At 71.4% G+C, this 16,560-nt stretch carries 11 protein-coding genes; 4 read left to right on the forward strand and 7 right to left on the reverse strand.

The features are described 5' to 3' along the window. Positions 1-73: 73 nt before the first annotated feature. Positions 74-1,270 carry a hydrolase gene (locus ACSBPG_RS27105; RefSeq protein ID WP_435540363.1) on the reverse strand — a complete coding sequence of 399 codons (1,197 nt, stop codon included), beginning with the start codon at positions 1,268-1,270 and terminating at the stop codon, positions 74-76. A gap of 214 nt (positions 1,271-1,484) precedes the next feature. Here ACSBPG_RS27105 and ACSBPG_RS27110 point away from each other — a divergent pair, with 214 nt between their 5' ends. Then, complete coding sequence (locus ACSBPG_RS27110) at positions 1,485-1,808, forward strand: hypothetical protein (RefSeq protein ID WP_435540364.1); 324 nt, start codon at positions 1,485-1,487, stop codon at positions 1,806-1,808. A 163-nt stretch (positions 1,809-1,971) separates the two neighbouring features. On the opposite strand, the gene ACSBPG_RS27115 is transcribed toward ACSBPG_RS27110, so the two are convergent. The 5 genes from ACSBPG_RS27115 to ACSBPG_RS27135 form a co-directional block, all read right to left on the reverse strand. Then, the gene (locus tag ACSBPG_RS27115) at positions 1,972-2,382 is read right to left on the reverse strand and encodes a PIN domain-containing protein (protein ID WP_435540365.1); all 411 of its coding nucleotides are present in this window, start codon (positions 2,380-2,382) and stop codon (positions 1,972-1,974) included. Next, a complete protein-coding gene (locus ACSBPG_RS27120) occupies positions 2,379-2,558 on the reverse strand; it encodes a DUF3309 family protein (RefSeq protein WP_435540366.1) in 180 nt (59 codons plus the stop codon). The genes ACSBPG_RS27115 and ACSBPG_RS27120 overlap by 4 nt, the downstream gene beginning before the upstream one ends. A 6-nt stretch (positions 2,559-2,564) precedes the next feature. Then, a complete protein-coding gene (locus ACSBPG_RS27125; RefSeq protein WP_435540367.1) occupies positions 2,565-2,981 on the reverse strand; it encodes an SRPBCC family protein in 417 nt (138 codons plus the stop codon). A gap of 55 nt (positions 2,982-3,036) precedes the next feature. Beyond that, positions 3,037-4,563: a ribonuclease J gene (locus tag ACSBPG_RS27130; protein ID WP_435540368.1), complete on the reverse strand. Its 1,527-nt coding sequence runs from the start codon at positions 4,561-4,563 to the stop codon at positions 3,037-3,039. 256 nt (positions 4,564-4,819) lie between these two features. Continuing rightward, on the reverse strand, positions 4,820-5,395 hold the full coding sequence (locus ACSBPG_RS27135) for a hypothetical protein (RefSeq protein ID WP_435540369.1): 576 nt from the start codon (positions 5,393-5,395) through the stop codon (positions 4,820-4,822). Between the two features lie 390 nt (positions 5,396-5,785). Here ACSBPG_RS27135 and ACSBPG_RS27140 point away from each other — a divergent pair, with 390 nt between their 5' ends. After that, positions 5,786-6,658, forward strand: a complete 873-nt coding sequence (locus ACSBPG_RS27140) for a phage tail protein (protein ID WP_435540370.1) — start codon at positions 5,786-5,788, stop codon at positions 6,656-6,658. Between the two features lie 589 nt (positions 6,659-7,247). Continuing rightward, entirely contained in the window at positions 7,248-13,211 is a 5,964-nt protein-coding gene (locus tag ACSBPG_RS27145) for a Calx-beta domain-containing protein (protein ID WP_435540421.1), read from the forward strand. 77 nt (positions 13,212-13,288) lie between these two features. Here ACSBPG_RS27145 and ACSBPG_RS27150 read toward each other — a convergent pair whose 3' ends face one another. After that, complete coding sequence (locus ACSBPG_RS27150) at positions 13,289-15,949, reverse strand: DUF6165 family protein (RefSeq protein WP_435540371.1); 2,661 nt, start codon at positions 15,947-15,949, stop codon at positions 13,289-13,291. 164 nt (positions 15,950-16,113) lie between these two features. On the opposite strand from ACSBPG_RS27150, the gene ACSBPG_RS27155 reads away from it, so the two are divergent. Beyond that, positions 16,114-16,542, forward strand: coding sequence for a hypothetical protein (locus tag ACSBPG_RS27155; RefSeq protein WP_435540372.1), 429 nt, complete (start codon positions 16,114-16,116; stop codon positions 16,540-16,542). Positions 16,543-16,560: the final 18 nt, after the last annotated feature.

Raw genomic sequence — 16,560 nt, forward strand, 5'->3', positions numbered from 1 at the left:
TCGCCAAGGCCCGAAAGCCCTTCGAACCAAAGCTCGCCCCCTGAAAATAGGGCTTGCTCAACGTGACGGTATCTCACCGCGCGTCCTCCGGCCAGGCGAAGGCGCCGGCGCCCAGCGCCATCAGCAGCAGGGCCGACAGGGCGGCGCGCTCGACCAGGCTGTCGAGCCTGACGTACTCGCCGTCGCTGTGGATACGGCCGCCGCGCACGCCCAGGGTGTCGACGTTGGCGACACCGGCGGCGGCGAGATTGTTGCCGTCGCAGCACCCGCCCGTGTCGCGCCAGCCCACCGGCACGCCGAGCGCCGCGCCGAGCCCGCCGACCCAGGCCTGGAGGTGGCGCTGCCGCCCGTCGACCGGCTTGGGCGGGCGGCCGAAGCCGCCCCGCAGCTCGGCGCGGATGCCGTCGCGGGCGTTCAGCGCGGCGACGATGCCGGCGCATTCGGCGGCGGCCCAGGCGGCGTCCGCGGCCGTCGGCACGCGGATGTTGAAGCGGGCGAGCGCCCGCTCGGGCACGACGTTGTCCGGACCGCCGCCCTCCACCCGGGCGACGTTGACGGTGACGCCGTCGCGCCGGCCGTTCAGGGCGTCCAGCGCGACCATGGCGGCGGCCAGCGCCGTCAGGGCGTTGCGTCCGGCGGCGAAGTCGCGGCCGGCGTGGGCGGCGCGGCCGGTCACCGCCAGGGTGAAGTTGCCGCTGCCCTTGCGGGCGGCGGCCATGGTGCCGTCCTCCAGGGCCGGCTCGTAGAGCAGGGCGAGGTCGGCGCCCGCCGCCCGGTCGAGCATCGCGGCGATGGAGCCTTTGGAGCCCGTCTCCTCGTCCGGGTTCAGCAGCACCCGCCAGCCGATCCCGGCGGCGAAGGGGCTGCGCTCCAGCGCCAGGAGGGCGTGCAGCAGCACGGCGAGGCCGCCCTTGGCGTCGGCGACGCCGGGCCCGTTGAGGGTGTCGGCGTCGAGGGCGCGCACCGCCTGGAACGGATGCTCCGGGCCGAACACGGTGTCGTAGTGGATCGCCAGGACGACCTGGCGCGGTGCCTCGGGCCGACGCTCCAGGCTCAGCAGGTCGCCGTGCCCCGCCGGCTGGCGCCGCAGCGGCCCCAGGGGGGCGAAGGCCTCCGCCAGCGCCGCCGCCATGGCGGCGAGACCGGCGGCGTTGCCGCTGCCGGAATTGATGGCCCCCCAGCGGCGGACCAGCGCCTCCATGGCGCCGCGCCGTCCGTTCAGCCACTCCAGGTGCGGCCGGAAGACCGCGATGTCCGGTGCCAGGTCCATGGTGCCGCTCCTGCGACCGCTCCCGGGTGGGGCGCACGACGGCTCGGCGAACGCCCCATCGGAAGAGATGGCGATGCCGCGGCCGCGGCGACAGTCGTCCGGTTGGACGAGGGGGCAGGGCGCTCCCCGGACGGGATAGCCCGTCCGGGGAGCGAGCCGTGGCGCCGGCCGCGCTGTTCAGTCCGGTGTTACCCCGCTTCGGGAGGTCGTCCGCATGCCGCTTCGCCCGCTTCCCGTCGACCTCTTCGACGACCGCAACCAGTTGCGCCCGCCGTGGCCGGCGCGCATCCGCGCCCGCCTCGACGCCTGCGGCGCCGAGCCGTTCGAGGCCCGCTGCGACCGCCTGGCGCGGGCGGTCGGCGCGCCGGACGCCGTCGCTCTGTGGGCGCTGCTGATGTGGAACGCCTCGGTCGCGCCGGACCTCGCGGTGCGTCTGCGGGCCTGGGTGCAGCGCGGCATGCCGCTGGCGGACCCGGTCCCGCCGCAGCCCGGACGCCGGGCCGCGGCCCGCACGCCGCCGGCCGTGCCGCCACTCTGAACGGAGTGGTGTTGGCCTGCGCCACGCTTGCCCCACCCTCCCCGCGGCTGTGCCGCGGGTCCCCTCCCTCCCCCGCTTCGCAGGGGAGGGCCTGACTCCCTCCCCTGCGAAGCGGGGGAGGGGCGGGGTGGGGGCAAACGTGGCGCAAGCCGCACAAAGCGGCTCAGGCGCCGGCGGGCGCGGTGGCGTCCCGGAAGTCGCGCGGCGTCAGCACGCGGACGCCGATCGCCGCGCCGCAGGACAGCAGGTGGGCGTCGCTGCTGACCAGCACCGCCCCGGTCGCGGCGGCCAGGGCGGCGAACTTGCGGTCGCCGGGGTCCGCGACGGCGGTGAAGGCGTCGGGCGCCGTGCCGCCCATGTGCTCGTCCTCGGGACGGAACAGTGCCGCGACCGCCGCCCAGTCGAGGCGCGGGATGCGGGTCAGCACGGCGCGGGTCTCGCCGCGGGTCGGCGCGTCCCACACCAGGCGCAGCGCGCCGGCGCGCACCGCCGCGACGATCCGGCCGGACGCGCTGTCCGGCCGGAAGCCGGCGGCGACGAAGACGTTGGTGTCGAGCACCACCGGACCGCTCATGCCGCCCACGGCAGGGCCAGCACCAGGGCACCCCACCAGACGAGCGCGAACCACAGGACCAGCAGGGCGAGGACGACGCCCGACGGGCCGTAGCCCCAGCCGCGGCTGTAGGGCCACCACGGGCCGGTGAGGAGGAAGACGGCGATGAGGGCGAGCAGGAGGAGGAAGGCGGTCATGGCGGGTCAGTCCACCGACGGCAGGCCGTCGCCCGGCCGTCCCTCCAGGCGGTCGCGCATGGCCTCCAGCCCCTTGCCGAGGCGGCTGCGCACCCGCTCGGCCGGCGGCTGCGGGCCGGCGAAGGAGACGTGGGCGGTGACGTCGCAGCCCGACGGCAGCGGGGCGACGCGCAGCCAGCCGCGGGCCCCGGCCTGCGCGACCTCCCACTCCAGCCGGCGCGCCGCGCGGTCGACGCCGAGGCGGCAGTCGACGGTCAGCGCCCGGCCGTTCAGCCGTCCGCTCAGGCGGACCCGGTCGGGCCCGGCCGCGTCCACCCCCTCCACCTCGGGCAGGCAGAGGGGCAGGTTCGCCGGATCCTCCAGGAAGGCGAAGGCGGTCTCGGGCGGGACGCTCATCACCTGGGTGTGCTCGTAGTCGGCCATCGGTTCTCTCCCTCCAGCGGACGGACAACACCGCGGGCCGCTCCGGCGTTCCCCGTCAGGCCGCCAGCGCCAGCTTCTGCACGGCGTCGCCCGGCGCCAGGGTGCCGCGCCAGGGGACGATCGCCTTGCCGTCGTCGGCGAGGCGGCGCGGCTCCATGTGGGCGATCACCGCGGTGGCCTCGCGGGAGAGGCGGACGAGGTCGCCGTCCTCCAGCACCAGCGCGCGCTCCACGCCGCAGTCGCGGGCGAGGCGTGCGTGCGCCTCCAGGTGCGCCATGGTGCCGTGCACCGGCACGGCGAAGCGCGGGCGGACCAGCTCGTACATGCGGCGCAGGTCGTCGCGCTTGGGATGGCCGGAGACGTGCACCGGCGCGTCGGCCGGGGTCAGCACCGCCACACCGCGGGCGCGCAGGTGGTTCTGGACGTCGCCGATGGCCTCCTCGTTGCCGGGGATGGCGCGGGCGGAGAAGATCGCGGTGTCGCCCTTCTGCAGCCACAGCTCGCGGTGGTTGCCGCGGGCGATGCGGCTGAGCGCCGCGCGCTCCTCGCCCTGGCTGCCGGTGCACAGCATGACCAGGTGGCGGCGGTCGGTCCACGCGGCCTCGTCCAGGCCGATGAAGTCGGGCAGCCCGTCGAGGAAGCCGCAGGCGCGCGCCGCCGCCTCCATGCGCAGCAGCGAGCGGCCGGCCAGCACCACCTTGCGGTCGTGGGCGGCGGCGGCCTCGGCCACCGCCTTCATGCGGGCGACGTTGGAGGCGAAGCCGGTGACGGCGATCGCCCCCTTGCGGCCGGCGAAGGCCTCGGCCAGCCCGGCGCGCGCCTCGGCCTCCGAACCGGTGGAGCCCGGCACGTCGGCGTTGGTGCTGTCGCACAGCATGGCCAGCACGCCCTCGTCGCCCAGGCGCCGGAACGCCGCGATGTCGGCGGTCTGGCCGATCAGGGGATCGGGATCGAACTTCCAGTCGCCGGTGTGCAGGACGGTGCCGGCGGCGGTGCGGATGGCGAGCGCCACCGGCTCGGGGATCGAGTGGGTGACGGCGATGCTCTCGACCCGGAAGGGACCGAGGTCGAAGGCGGCCCCCACCTCGAAGGTGCGCAGGCGCACGTCGCGCATGCTACCCTTCTCCTTCAGCCGCTCGCGGATGACGTGCGAGGCGAAGGGGGTGGCGTAGATCGGGCAGGTCAGGCGCGGCCACAGATGGTGGATGGCGCCGATGTGGTCCTCGTGGGCGTGGGTGACCACCAGGCCGACCACGTCGTCCATGCGCTGTTCGATGAAGGTGGGATCGGCCATCAGGGCGTTGATGCCCGGCGCCTCGTCGCCCATGAAGGCGACGCCGGCGTCGACGATCAGCCATTTCCCGGCGTGGCCGTAGAGGGCCATGTTCATGCCGATGCGCGAGCAGCCGCCGAGCGGCAGGAAGAGCACTTCGTCGGTGCCCGGCACCGGGCCGCGCTTGGCCCCGGACTTCGGGAGGGCGCCGCGCAGCGGGGCGCGGCCGTGGTCGAGCTGCGCCGGACCGCGGGATGCGGCCGGCCGTCCGCGGGACGCGGTGCGCCCACGGGTCTTGGAAACGGTCATAGACTCTCTTTTCGTTGTCGTTCCAGTCGGTCGTACGGTGCCGGCATTCGACGCTGCCGGACGGGCGTGCACCGATCGGCGGTGCGTGATCCTGTCCGCCCGGGCCGCACGGAACGGCGCCGGCGGCCGCCGATGCGGCCGCGGCTGCCGGGAAACCGGCGGCGGGGGCGGGGAGGGAGCGGCGGAGCCGGCCCCGAAAGACACATCTCTATGTTGTGCGGTGCGGCACGTTGTCAAGGGGCATCCGCAGGACCGTTCAGCAGCCGCCCAGGCTGTGGATGCGTTCGATCAGCAGCCGGCCGTCCTGCGGCGTGAGGATGACGTCGGCGGCGCCGTCGCAACGCCGGCCGCTGCGGTGCGTCCAGGCGTAGCGCACGCGTACGATCCGCGGGTCGAGCCGGCCGGTGGCGAGCACCCGCAGCGGCTCCGCCATGGCGCCGTAGAAGGCGGCGATGGCCTGCGGGTCGAAGGGGCCCTGGCCGCGCTTGGCGGGCACGAGATAGGCGTTGGCGGCGATGCCGTCGGCGCGGCCGAGGGCGTCGTAGAAGGCGCGGACCACGGCCACCGGGTCGCGGGCGACGGCGTCGTGAACGGCGGCGGCGGGCGGCGGAACGGCCTCCGGCGCGACCGCCGGCGTCTCGGCCGGCCCGGGGGCCGGTGTCGGGGCCGGCGCCGGCCCCGGGGCCGGGACGGGGGTGGCGACGGGCGATTCGTCGTGCAGTTGCAACGGCGGCCGGGTGGCGGCGCGACGCGCCGGGTCCGTCGTTTGCGCCGCCGCGGGCCCGACCAGTGCGGTCAGCATCAGCGCGGCGGTCAGCGATCGGCGGGACATCGGGGGCTCCTTCGGTGGCGGCGGTCCGGTCGGCCGCAGCTTTGCGCCCTGCCGGGCGGTGGCGTCAATCGGCGACGGGCGGCACGCCGTGGACGAGTCGCCCCACAAAGAGGCCGTCACCTTGTCGGCCTATAGTATCGCCAAAAGCAATCAAGTGAATACGTCGGTATGCAAGTCCATTTGGGGTGTGCGTGAATAATTTAGAATAGTTTGTTGCATTCGGAACAAAAAAATCCGGGATCAATATTGCGGGAATCGTGGCAGAGTTGCCGGGGACGGATTTCCGATCCTCAGGGACTTCGGCCCCCGATCGATGATGGTTTCTTTTCGTTAACTGTTCTCTGGGGCGGGCTGGGCCGCCTCATACACCAACAGGAGGAATCGCCAACGATGACCAAGACGTTCCGCTCCGTCCTGCTCGCCGCCACCGTCGCGACCGGCGCCGGACTCGCCACGCCGGCCGCGGCGTGCAGCCAGGACTCCTACATCGGCACGGTCTGCTTTTTCGCCAACCAGTTCTGCCCGCGCGGCTGGCTGCCGGCGTCCGGCCAGTTGCTGGCGATCAACGGCAACCAGGCGCTGTACGCTTTGCTCGGAACGACGTACGGCGGCGACGGGCGCAGCACCTTTGGCGTGCCGGACCTGCGGGGCCGCGCACCCGTCGGCTACGGTCAAGGCACTGGTCTGGACAACATCAATTTGGCGCAGCGGGCCGGCCAGAATCAGGTGACGCTGGCGATCCCGCTGCCGCAGCACACCCACACCGCCAAGTTCACCAGCTCCGGCGGCAGCGGCGGCACCATCTCCGGCACCGTCGACATTCCCCTCGAAGGCTCGGTGAGCGGCCTGCCGTTCAGCACCAGCGCCACCCTGAACGTCGTCGCCGACGCGAAGATCGGCTCCACGAATACCGCGGGGCGGACGCAGAATGTGGGGAACAACGTTCTGCTCACGTCAGGCGGATCGCCTGCTCCGAACATCTATGCTCCGGCTGGCAACGGCAATACCACGGTCATCGGTCCGGCGGGAGCCGTAACCGGACAGGCGACCGGCACGGTCAGCGGCACCGCCTCGGGCGGCTCCCTGGTCGGTAGCGCCAAGGGCGACGTTACTCTCAACGTCACGGGGGGCAGCGGTGGCGGCACGGTGACCGTCCAGCCGACCGGTGTCGTGGGCGCCGCCATGACCGTGCCCACCCAGTCGCCGGTGTTGGCCTTGACCGCCTGCATCATGAACAACGGTGTCTTCCCGGACCGGCCCTGATCCGGTCAGGCGGGGGGCGTGTCTCCGCGGCTCCCCTTCGATTGTCGGAGGGGAGCGCTTTGACCGGATGCGCGGTTGCTGCACCGGCATCCGGTTGGAGTCAGTGTGTCCAAATATCCAGTGTCGCAGGGGATCGGAGACCGGTCGGCTGGAGGTCGGGGGTACGGCCAAGGCCCAAACAGATGCTCACCCCCGCAGGCAGATGGGGCCGTTGAATCCGGACGGCAACTTTTTCTCCCAGGCGTCCGATGAATCTTTTCGTTACACAATGTCGCGAAATGTAACGGGCGCCTGCCAGGGCAGCCACCATCACTTTCGCGGGTCGTGAAGATACATTTTCCTATTGGGTTGCATCTTGTGATGATAGCGAACGGTGAGGTATATACCTCTTTTGGAGGAAATGCCGTTCGCCGATCTGACGGAAGGGCTTCCGTCGGAACTGAATGGGCCCGCGGGCCGCGCAACGGCGCAGGCTCCACTACCCTTGCCCGTAGAGGGTTGTGGTGTGCCGGAAGTATCTGGTGTGGCTGGTGAGAAGGTGAGGCAGATGGACAGCGCTTCGGGGATGGACGGCGGGAGCGCCGCGGGGATGCCGTTTGCTGGTGGGGACGACGCCTTTCATGTATTGCACCAGGCCGTTCCCGCGCTCAACGGTGGCCGCCGGGAAGTCGCGTTCATCGATACTGGTGTCGTCGACTGGGGGACGCTGGCCGATGGCGTTGCGCCGGGCGTCGAGGTGGTGTTGCTGGACAGTTCCCGTGACGGTTTGGCGCAGATGGCGGCCTGGGCCGCCGGCAAGGACGGTTATGATGCCATCCATCTTCTGAGTCATGGAGCGGAGGGACGCGTTCTATTGGGGGCGCTTTCCCTGGATGTGGAACGCGCCATCGCCCGTGAACCGGAGCTTGCCAAGCTGGGCAGTGCCCTCACGGCGGGCGGCGACCTTCTGCTGTATGGCTGCAATGTGGCTCACGGATCGGGCAACCGTTTCCTGTCCACGTTGGCCGAACTGGTTGGCGCCGACATCGCGGCATCGGTCGGTCCCACCGGTGCCGATGCGCTGGGAGGCAACTGGCTGCTCGAGGCCAGGGTTGGTGATGTCGGCACGCCCGTAGCGATCACGGCAGCGGCTCAGGACCGGTTCGCGGCCATACTTGCCCCAACGACATTCACGCTCACCACAGATGACACGGATACCGTTACAGGCGCTGCCACGGAAACCTTCAGCGAGAACGGATATGAGCTTACCTTTACGCTGGAACAGTACACGGACATAAGCGGCGTCACGCTCGGATACTTTGGTGGCTACCCCGCTAACTATTCAATTTATGACGGCACATCGCAGGGTGGCGCGGACACGCTTGAAATTACAGTGTCGATGACTGGTTATACATTCGACTTGAATTCTATAACACTTTATGACATCTCCACGGGCCAGGAAAATCCGGCCACTTATACGCTGACCACAAACAAAGGCGGCGTAAAAACTGGATCAATTTCTAATGAAATCGACGGAGTTCACAATGTCACGGAAAACAGCTTTGGAGATGCCGATCAATTCCTGCAAATAAGCAGTTTTTCGATTGTTTTTTCTGAGGACTTCACTGATGCTGATAGTTCTCCATGGTACAGCCTGGCAGACCTGATCCTCGACCGCATCACGGCTGCAGCGCCGACGGTCACGCTGACGTCGAGTGGGTCGTCGTTGGCGGAGAACGGCGGTGTCGCGACGGTGACGGCGACCCTGAGCCGTACGGCGACGACCGACACGATGGTGACGCTGACGACCGCGGGCACGGCGACGGGCGGCGGCACCGACTACACCCTGTCGGCGACCACCCTGACCATCGCCGCGGGGCAGACCTCGGCGACCGCGACGGTGACCGGCGTCGACGACGCGGTCAACGACGAGGCGGAGACGGTGGTCGTCGACATCGACGGGGTGTCAGGCGGCGACGGCGCGGCGGAGAGCAGCACGCCCCAGTCGACGACCTTGACGATCACCGATGACGACCCGGCGCCGACGGTGACGCTGACGTCGAGCGGATCGCCGCTGGCGGAGAACGGCGGGGTCGCGACCATCACGGCGACGCTGAGCGCCGCGGCCACCACGGCGACGACGGTGACGCTGAGCTTCGGCGGGACGGCGTCCGGGACCGCGCCCGTGGACTTCACCCTGTCGGGTGCCATGATCACGATTGCCGCGGGCCAGACCGTCGGCACGATCACCGCGACGGGCGTCAACGACGCGTTCAACGACGAGGCGGAGACGATCGTCGTCGACATCAGCGGGGTGTCGGGCGGCGACGGTGCCGCGGAGAGCGGCACGCCCCAGTCGGTGACCTTGACGATCACCGACGACGATGATCCGCCGACGGTGACGCTGACGTCGAGCGGGTCGCCGCTGGCGGAGAACGGCGGTATGGCGACCGTCACGGCGACGCTGAGCGCCGCGGCCACCACGGCGACGACGGTGACGCTGAGCACGGCGGGCACGGCGACGGGTGGCGGCACCGACTACAGCCTGTCGGCGGCCACCCTGACCATCGCCGCGGGGCAGACCTCGGCGACCGCCACGGTGACCGGCGTCGACGACGCCACGACCGAAGGCCTGGAGACGGTGATCGTCGACATCGATGGGGTGTCGGGCGGCGACGGTGCCGCGGAGAGCGGCACGCCCCAGTCGACGACCTTGACGATCGCCGACGACGATGCGCCGACGGTGACGCTGACGTCGAGCGGATCGCCGCTGGCCGAGAACGGCGGTGTCGCGACGGTGACGGCGACGCTGAGCGCCGCGGTGGCGACCGACACGATGGTGACGCTGACGACCGCGGGCACGGCGACGAACGCGACGGACTACACCCTGTCGGCGACCACCCTGACCATCGCCGCGGGGCAGACCTCGGCGACCGCGACGGTGACCGGCGTCGACGACGCGGTCAACGACGAGGCGGAGACGGTGGTCGTCGACATCGACGGGGTGTCAGGCGGCGACGGCGCGGCGGAGAGCAGCACGCCCCAGTCGACGACCTTGACGATCACCGATGACGACCCGGCGCCGACGGTGACGCTGACGTCGAGCGGATCGCCGCTGGCGGAGAACGGCGGGGTCGCGACCATCACGGCGACGCTGAGCGCCGCGGCCACCACGGCGACGACGGTGACGCTGAGCTTCGGCGGGACGGCGTCCGGGACCGCGCCCGTGGACTTCACCCTGTCGGGTGCCATGATCACGATTGCCGCGGGCCAGACCGTCGGCACGATCACCGCGACGGGCGTCAACGACGCGTTCAACGACGAGGCGGAGACGATCGTCGTCGACATCAGCGGGGTGTCGGGCGGCGACGGTGCCGCGGAGAGCGGCACGCCCCAGTCGGTGACCTTGACGATCACCGACGACGATGATCCGCCGACGGTGACGCTGACGTCGAGCGGGTCGCCGCTGGCGGAGAACGGCGGTATGGCGACCGTCACGGCGACGCTGAGCGCCGCGGCCACCACGGCGACGACGGTGACGCTGAGCACGGCGGGCACGGCGACGGGTGGCGGCACCGACTACAGCCTGTCGGCGGCCACCCTGACCATCGCCGCGGGGCAGACCTCGGCGACCGCCACGGTGACCGGCGTCGACGACGCCACGACCGAAGGCCTGGAGACGGTGATCGTCGACATCGATGGGGTGTCGGGCGGCGACGGTGCCGCGGAGAGCGGCACGCCCCAGTCGACGACCTTGACGATCGCCGACGACGATGCGCCGACGGTGACGCTGACGTCGAGCGGATCGCCGCTGGCCGAGAACGGCGGTGTCGCGACGGTGACGGCGACGTTGAGCGCCGCGGCGGCGACCGACACGATGGTGACGCTGACGACCGCGGGCACGGCGACGGGTGGCGGCACCGACTACAGCCTGTCGGCAACGACCCTGACCATCGCCGCGGGGCAGACCGTGGCGACCGCGACGGTGACCGGCGTCGACGACGCGTTCAACGACGAGGCGGAGACGGTGGTCGTCGACATCAGCGGGGTGTCGGGCGGCGACGGTGCCGCGGAGAGCGGCACGCCCCAGTCGGCGACGTTGACGATCACCGACGACGACCCGGCGCCGACGGTGACGCTGACGTCGAGCGGGTCGTCGCTGGCCGAGAACGGTGGTGTGGCGACCGTCACGGCGACGCTGAGCGCCGCGACGGCGACCGACACGATGGTGACGCTGACCACCGCGGGCACGGCGACGAACGCGACGGACTACACCCTGTCGGCGACGACCTTGACCATCGCCGCGGGGCAGACCATCGGCACGGTCACCGCGACGGGAGTCGACGACGGGCTGGTCGATGCCGCGGAGACGGTGGTCGTCGACATCAGCGCGGTGTCGGGCGGCGACGGCGCGGCGGAGAGCGGCACGCCCCAGTCGACGACCTTGACCATCACCGACGACGATGTGGCGCCGGCGGTGAGCAGCGTCAGCGCCTCCACCGCCGACGGCAGCTACAACGCCGGCGACACCGTCGTCGTCACCGTTGCCTTCACCAAGACGGTGGCCGTCACGGGCACGCCGACCTTGACGCTGGAGACCGGCGCCACTGACCGGACGGCAACGTACAGCGGCGGAACAGGGACCACCACGCTCTCCTTCACCTACACGGTGCAGGCCGGCGACAGCACATCGGACCTCGACTATCTCAGCACCTCGGCGCTCGCCCTGACCGGCGGCGCCACCATCCAGGACGCGGCCGGCAACGACGCCGTGCTGGCGCTGCCCAGTCCCGGCGCTCCCGGATCGCTGGCGGCCAACAAGGGCATCGTCATCGACACCACCGCACCCACCCTGTCGGCCCTCTCGCCGCTGGACGACGCGACCGGCGTCGGGGCGTCGGCGGACCTGACGCTGACCTTCTCGGAGACGGTGGCCAGGGGCACCGGCGCCATCACCCTCTATACGGCCGGCGACGTGCCGGTCGAGACCTTTGATGTCGCGACTTCCAATCGTCTCACCGTCACGGACTCCTCGGTGACCATCGATCCCACCGCGAGCCTGGAATATTCCAGCGGCTATTACGTCACCGTCGCGTCGGGCGCCATCCAGGACGCGGCCGGCAACGGATATGCCGGCATCACCGACAAAACCGTCTTCAACTTCACCACCGGAGCCGCTCCCCCGCCGCCGGACACGGGCAGTGGGGGCGGCACGACGACCCCGCCGACGACCCGGACGGTGGACGGAGTGGTGGTGCAGACGCAGACGGAGACCACCCCCGACGGCACCCAGACCGAGGTGATCACCGTACCTGTGGTCACCGACACCCGCACCGAGGAGGACGCCACCACCACCAACGCCGACATCCCCCTGCTCACCGACACGGTCACGGGCACGCGGAGGCTGGAGGCGTCCGTGCCGATCGGCGTCGGCTTGCGGGTCGAGACCGTCGCCAGCATGCCGGCCGGCACGGAGACCGGCCTGACCGGGTTGATCCGGGCGATCCGCAGTCGCACCCAGGACCAACCGGCGGACCAGTCCGAGATGACCGGTGTCGGCGCCACCTTCCTTGAGAGCTTGCCGACCGGCGAAGAGAACCTGATCGTCCGCACCATCGTGCCGACGACCACCCTGACCACGGCACCGTCGACGCCCCTGGTCATCACCGGAGACCGCTCCACCGGCCCCGACCGCAAGCCGGTGGCCCTGGTGATCGACGTTTCCGCCCTGCCTCCGGGGACGGTGATCCAGTTGCAGGATGTGGAGTTCGCTGCGGTGGTCGGTGCCGTGCAGGTGACCGGCGGCGCCGGCAGCCAGGTGGTGACCGGCGACCGCGCGGCCCAGTACATCGTGCTGGGAGCCGACGACGACACCCTGCGCGGCGGCGGCGGCAACGACTTCGTCGGGTCCGCGGAGGGCAACGACGTTCTCTTCGGCGACGAGGGCGACGACACGGTCACCGGTGGCCTGGAGAACGACGCGCTCTACGGCAACAAGCAGAACGACCTGCTCTACGGCAACTTCGGCACCGACACCCTCTTCGGCGGCCAGGACAACGACACCGCCCTGGGCGGCCTGGACGACGACCTGGTGTACGGCCAGCTCGGATCGGACGTGCTGTACGGCAACCGGGGGGCCGACACTCTGTTCGGCGGCCAGGAGGGCGACACGCTGTTCGGCGGTCAGGACGGCGACCTGCTCTACGGCAACCTCGGCGACGACTGGCTCGACGGCAACCTCGGGGCGGACACACTGTTCGGCGGCCAGGGGGCGGATCTCTTCGTCTTCCGCAAGCCCGAGGAGGGTGGCGACGCGATCGCCGACTTCGAGGCCGGGGTGGACCGCATCGCCGTCTACAGCCCCAACTTCGGCAATCTCGCCGCCGGCACCCTGTCGGCGGCCAACTTCGCCCTCGACGACCCGGCCAACGGCAACGCCGTGTTCGTCTTCAACACCACGACCGGCGTGCTGTCCTTCGACTCCGATGGCAACGGTGCCGGCGTGGCCGTGACCATCGCCACCCTCAACGTCCGCACCCTGAGCCACACCGACATCACCGTGCTGGCGGGATAGACGGACCGGCGCGGCCGCCCCGTCCCGATCGGGGCGCCCCGGACGGACGTCCGTCCGGGGCGTCCTCGTCGGCCGCGCTACGTGTAGGCGGCGTAGGACTTCTCCTCCACCAGGGCGCTGTTCAGCAGGGTGTTGATGGCGCGCTTGACCGCCGCGCGCTCATCGTTGGTGTGGTAGACCGCGCGCGCCAGGGCGATGAAGGTCTCGCCGAAGTCCTTGGCGCGCTCGCACGCGCGGATGTCGTCCTCGATCACCCACAAACGCTCGTTGATGGCCTTCAGGCGGCGGACCAGGGCGGAAAGCTCAGCCGACTTCGGCAGCGCGGCGTCGGCGGTCCGGGTCAGCAGTTCGTGCTCGACGGCGACGTTGCGAGTCTTTGCCGGGTCGGCGATGCGTTCCAGCTTGATCTCCAGAATGGTGATCTTGTCCAGAAGCTCGCCGGGCGCGATGTCGACGCGGACGACCGGCGTCGAGCCCGGTTGCGGATCCGGTTCCGGCGCCGACGGTAGGGGCGTCGCGGCCGGCGGCGGCAAGAGGCGGGCGGTCTCCCCGGCCGTGACCGCCTCCAGTTCCGCAGCCATGCGGGCGAACACCGTGCCCCAGTCGCCGGGAGCCGTTTGACGGAACAGCCGCATGGTCGGATACCAGGGGCTGTCGTCGCGCCCCTGCAGCCACCGCCAGTCCGGTGTCGCCTGGAGGACCAGCCAGACCGGGCGTCCGAGGGCACCGGCGAGGTGCGCCACGGCGGTGTCGGAGGTGACGATGAGGTCCAGCTCCATGGCGACCGCCGCACTGTCGAGAAAGGCGTCCCCGCCGGCGTCGAATTGGGCGCCCAGGGTGCGCACCGTCATTCCCGGCGGCAGGCGCTCGAGCTGGCCGAGCCCGTGGGTCTTCTGCAGGCTGACCAGGTGCACGCCGGGGACGCGCGCGAGCGGGGCGGCGCAGGCCAGGGGATAGGAGCGGCCGCGGTCGATCTTGCCCGCCGGGTTCCCTTGCCAGACGATGCCGACGCGGAACCCGTCGCGGGGCAGCCGTTCGCGCCATAAGGCGCGCCGGCCCTCCTCCGCGCGCAGATAGGGCACCGGTGCGGGAACGGTCGTCACCGTGGTGGCGAGGGCGCGGGGCAGGCTGAGCAGGGGGCAGTGGGCGTCGAAGGGCGGAAGCGGAGCGTGCTGCACGACCATGGTGACGCCGCCGTCCAGCGACGACACGAGGCGCTGCAGACAGCCCTGCAGTTCGAGCACGACCCGCCAGCCCAGCGTCCGAGCCATGGGAATGTAGCGGACGAACTGCAGGGTGTCGCCCAAGCCCTGCTCGCACCACACCAGGAGGGTGCGGCCGCCACCGGGTTCGCCGCGCCATTGCGGTTGGCGGAACGGGCGCCACGCCGGCTTCAGTGCCTCGCCGCGCCAGCGCCACTCGTACTCCTCGAATCCTTCGGCGAAGGCGCCCTGCATCAGCAGGAGAAGAGCCAGGTTCAAATGGGATTCCGGGTTGGCCGCCTCGACCCGGAGCGACCGGCGCTGGGTCACCGTGGCGAGCGGCGCGTCGCCGGCGTCGCGCTGCTGCAGCGCGAGATTGTTGAGGGCGCTGACGTAGCCCGGGGACAAGGCGAGGGCGCGCTCCAGGAAGCCCCTGGCGGCCGCGGTTCGGCCGCAGGCCTTCAGCGCCGATCCCAGGTTGAAGTGGGCGTCGGCGTAGTCCGGCCGCAGGCGGAGCGCCCGGTGGTAGAGGGCGATGGCCGGCCCCTCCTGCGGCAGGACCGCCCCCATGTTGTTGTAGGCGGTGGGAAACCCGGGCATCAGCGCGGCGGCACGGCGGTGGGCGGCGAGGGCGTCGGCGTGGTCCCGCGTGTCTCGCAGCTCGTTGCCGAAGTTCGAATGGGCCTCGGCGTGGAAAGGGTCGAGGAGCAGCGCCCGGCGAAACGCCGTGCGCGCCTCTGCGGACCGCTCCAGCCGCTTCATGGCGACGCCCAGATTGTTCCATGCCGACCGGTCGGCGGGGCGCTCGACGATGGCGTTTCGATAGGCCGCCGCCGCCGGCACGAAGTTGCGCAGATGGCTTTCGGCGTCGCCGAGAGTGTTGAAGACCGTCGCCGTGCCGCCGCCGAGGCGGAGCGCCCGGCGGAACGCGGCCGTCGCGCCGCCCGCCATGCCGGCCGCCATGCGCACGCGGCCGAGGGCCTGGTGCGCCGCATCCCGGTCTGGGTGAAGGGCGAGAATGGTCTGGTGCACGCGGATCGCGTCCGCGTACCGGCGTTCCGCTGCCAGGGCGGTGGCGAGCTCGATCCGCGCTTCCGCCAGGTCGGCGCGCAAGCGCAGGGCACGACGCGCGGCCGTGGCCGCCGCACCGGTCCGCCCGTCGGCGCGCAGCGAGGAGGCGATGTTGGTGTAGGCCTCGGCGTACTCCGGCGTCAGCACCATCGCGTTGCGATACGCGTCGATCGCCGGAACCGTCCGCCTCTGCTTGTACAGCGCGGCCCCGAGATTGGAGAAGCCGGTTGCCGACGGCATACGCGCCAGGGCCCTGCGGATCAGGGTCTCGGCTTCGCCGAGGTCGCCGTTCTGCAGATGGACGACGCCGAGAAGGTGGAGCGCGTCGGCGTTGTCCGGCTCGGCACCTAGCACGGCGCGGTACAGCCGCCGCGCTTCGGACAGCGCACCGGCGCGATGGTGGCGCAAAGCCTGGGCGATGTCGGTGGTGCCGGCGTTCCCGGCGCCGTGGTCGGCTGGTCTCATGCTCCATCCCTTGCCGATCGCCGATGCGGTGCTTTCGCGGCTTCCGAGCGGAGGGACTGTGCCAGCATTCCGGATCGGCGATCAACGGGGGAGCCGGGCCGCGGGCACAGACGGGCCTCTCGCCTGTTTCCCTACTGAACCGTTGCCATAGAGGACATCACCCGATGATGCGGCCGACCCTGTTCGCTTGCGCCCTGCTGCTGGCCACGCCGGCGGCCGGGCTTGCCCAGTCCTGCGGCGAGGCCGTCGAGCGGCTGGCCGCCGACGCCGGCATCGACCTCACGGCCCCAGCCGAGGGCGAGGCGACCCGGCCGAGCGCGCCGGCCACCAACGAATCCATGGGCGTCGCGGTGATGGACCATTTGGAGAAGCCCGAGAGCGTGGTCCACCCCGACGCCGAGGGCGCCACGGCACCGCCCGCCCGCCCGGCCGACACCGAGGCGGAGGTGGAAGCCCGCCGGCTCCAGGCCGAGGCGCTGCTGCTGGAGGCGCGGACCGCCGCCCACGACGGCCGCGACGCCGAGTGCCGCGACAAGCTGGCGGCGGTCGAGCCGCTGCTGGCCGAGGAGGGGGCGGACAAGCCGGCGGAATGACCGGAGCGCCGCCCCGGG

Source organism: Azospirillum sp. ST 5-10 (assembly GCF_051225715.1).
Lineage (GTDB): Bacteria > Pseudomonadota > Alphaproteobacteria > Azospirillales > Azospirillaceae > Azospirillum.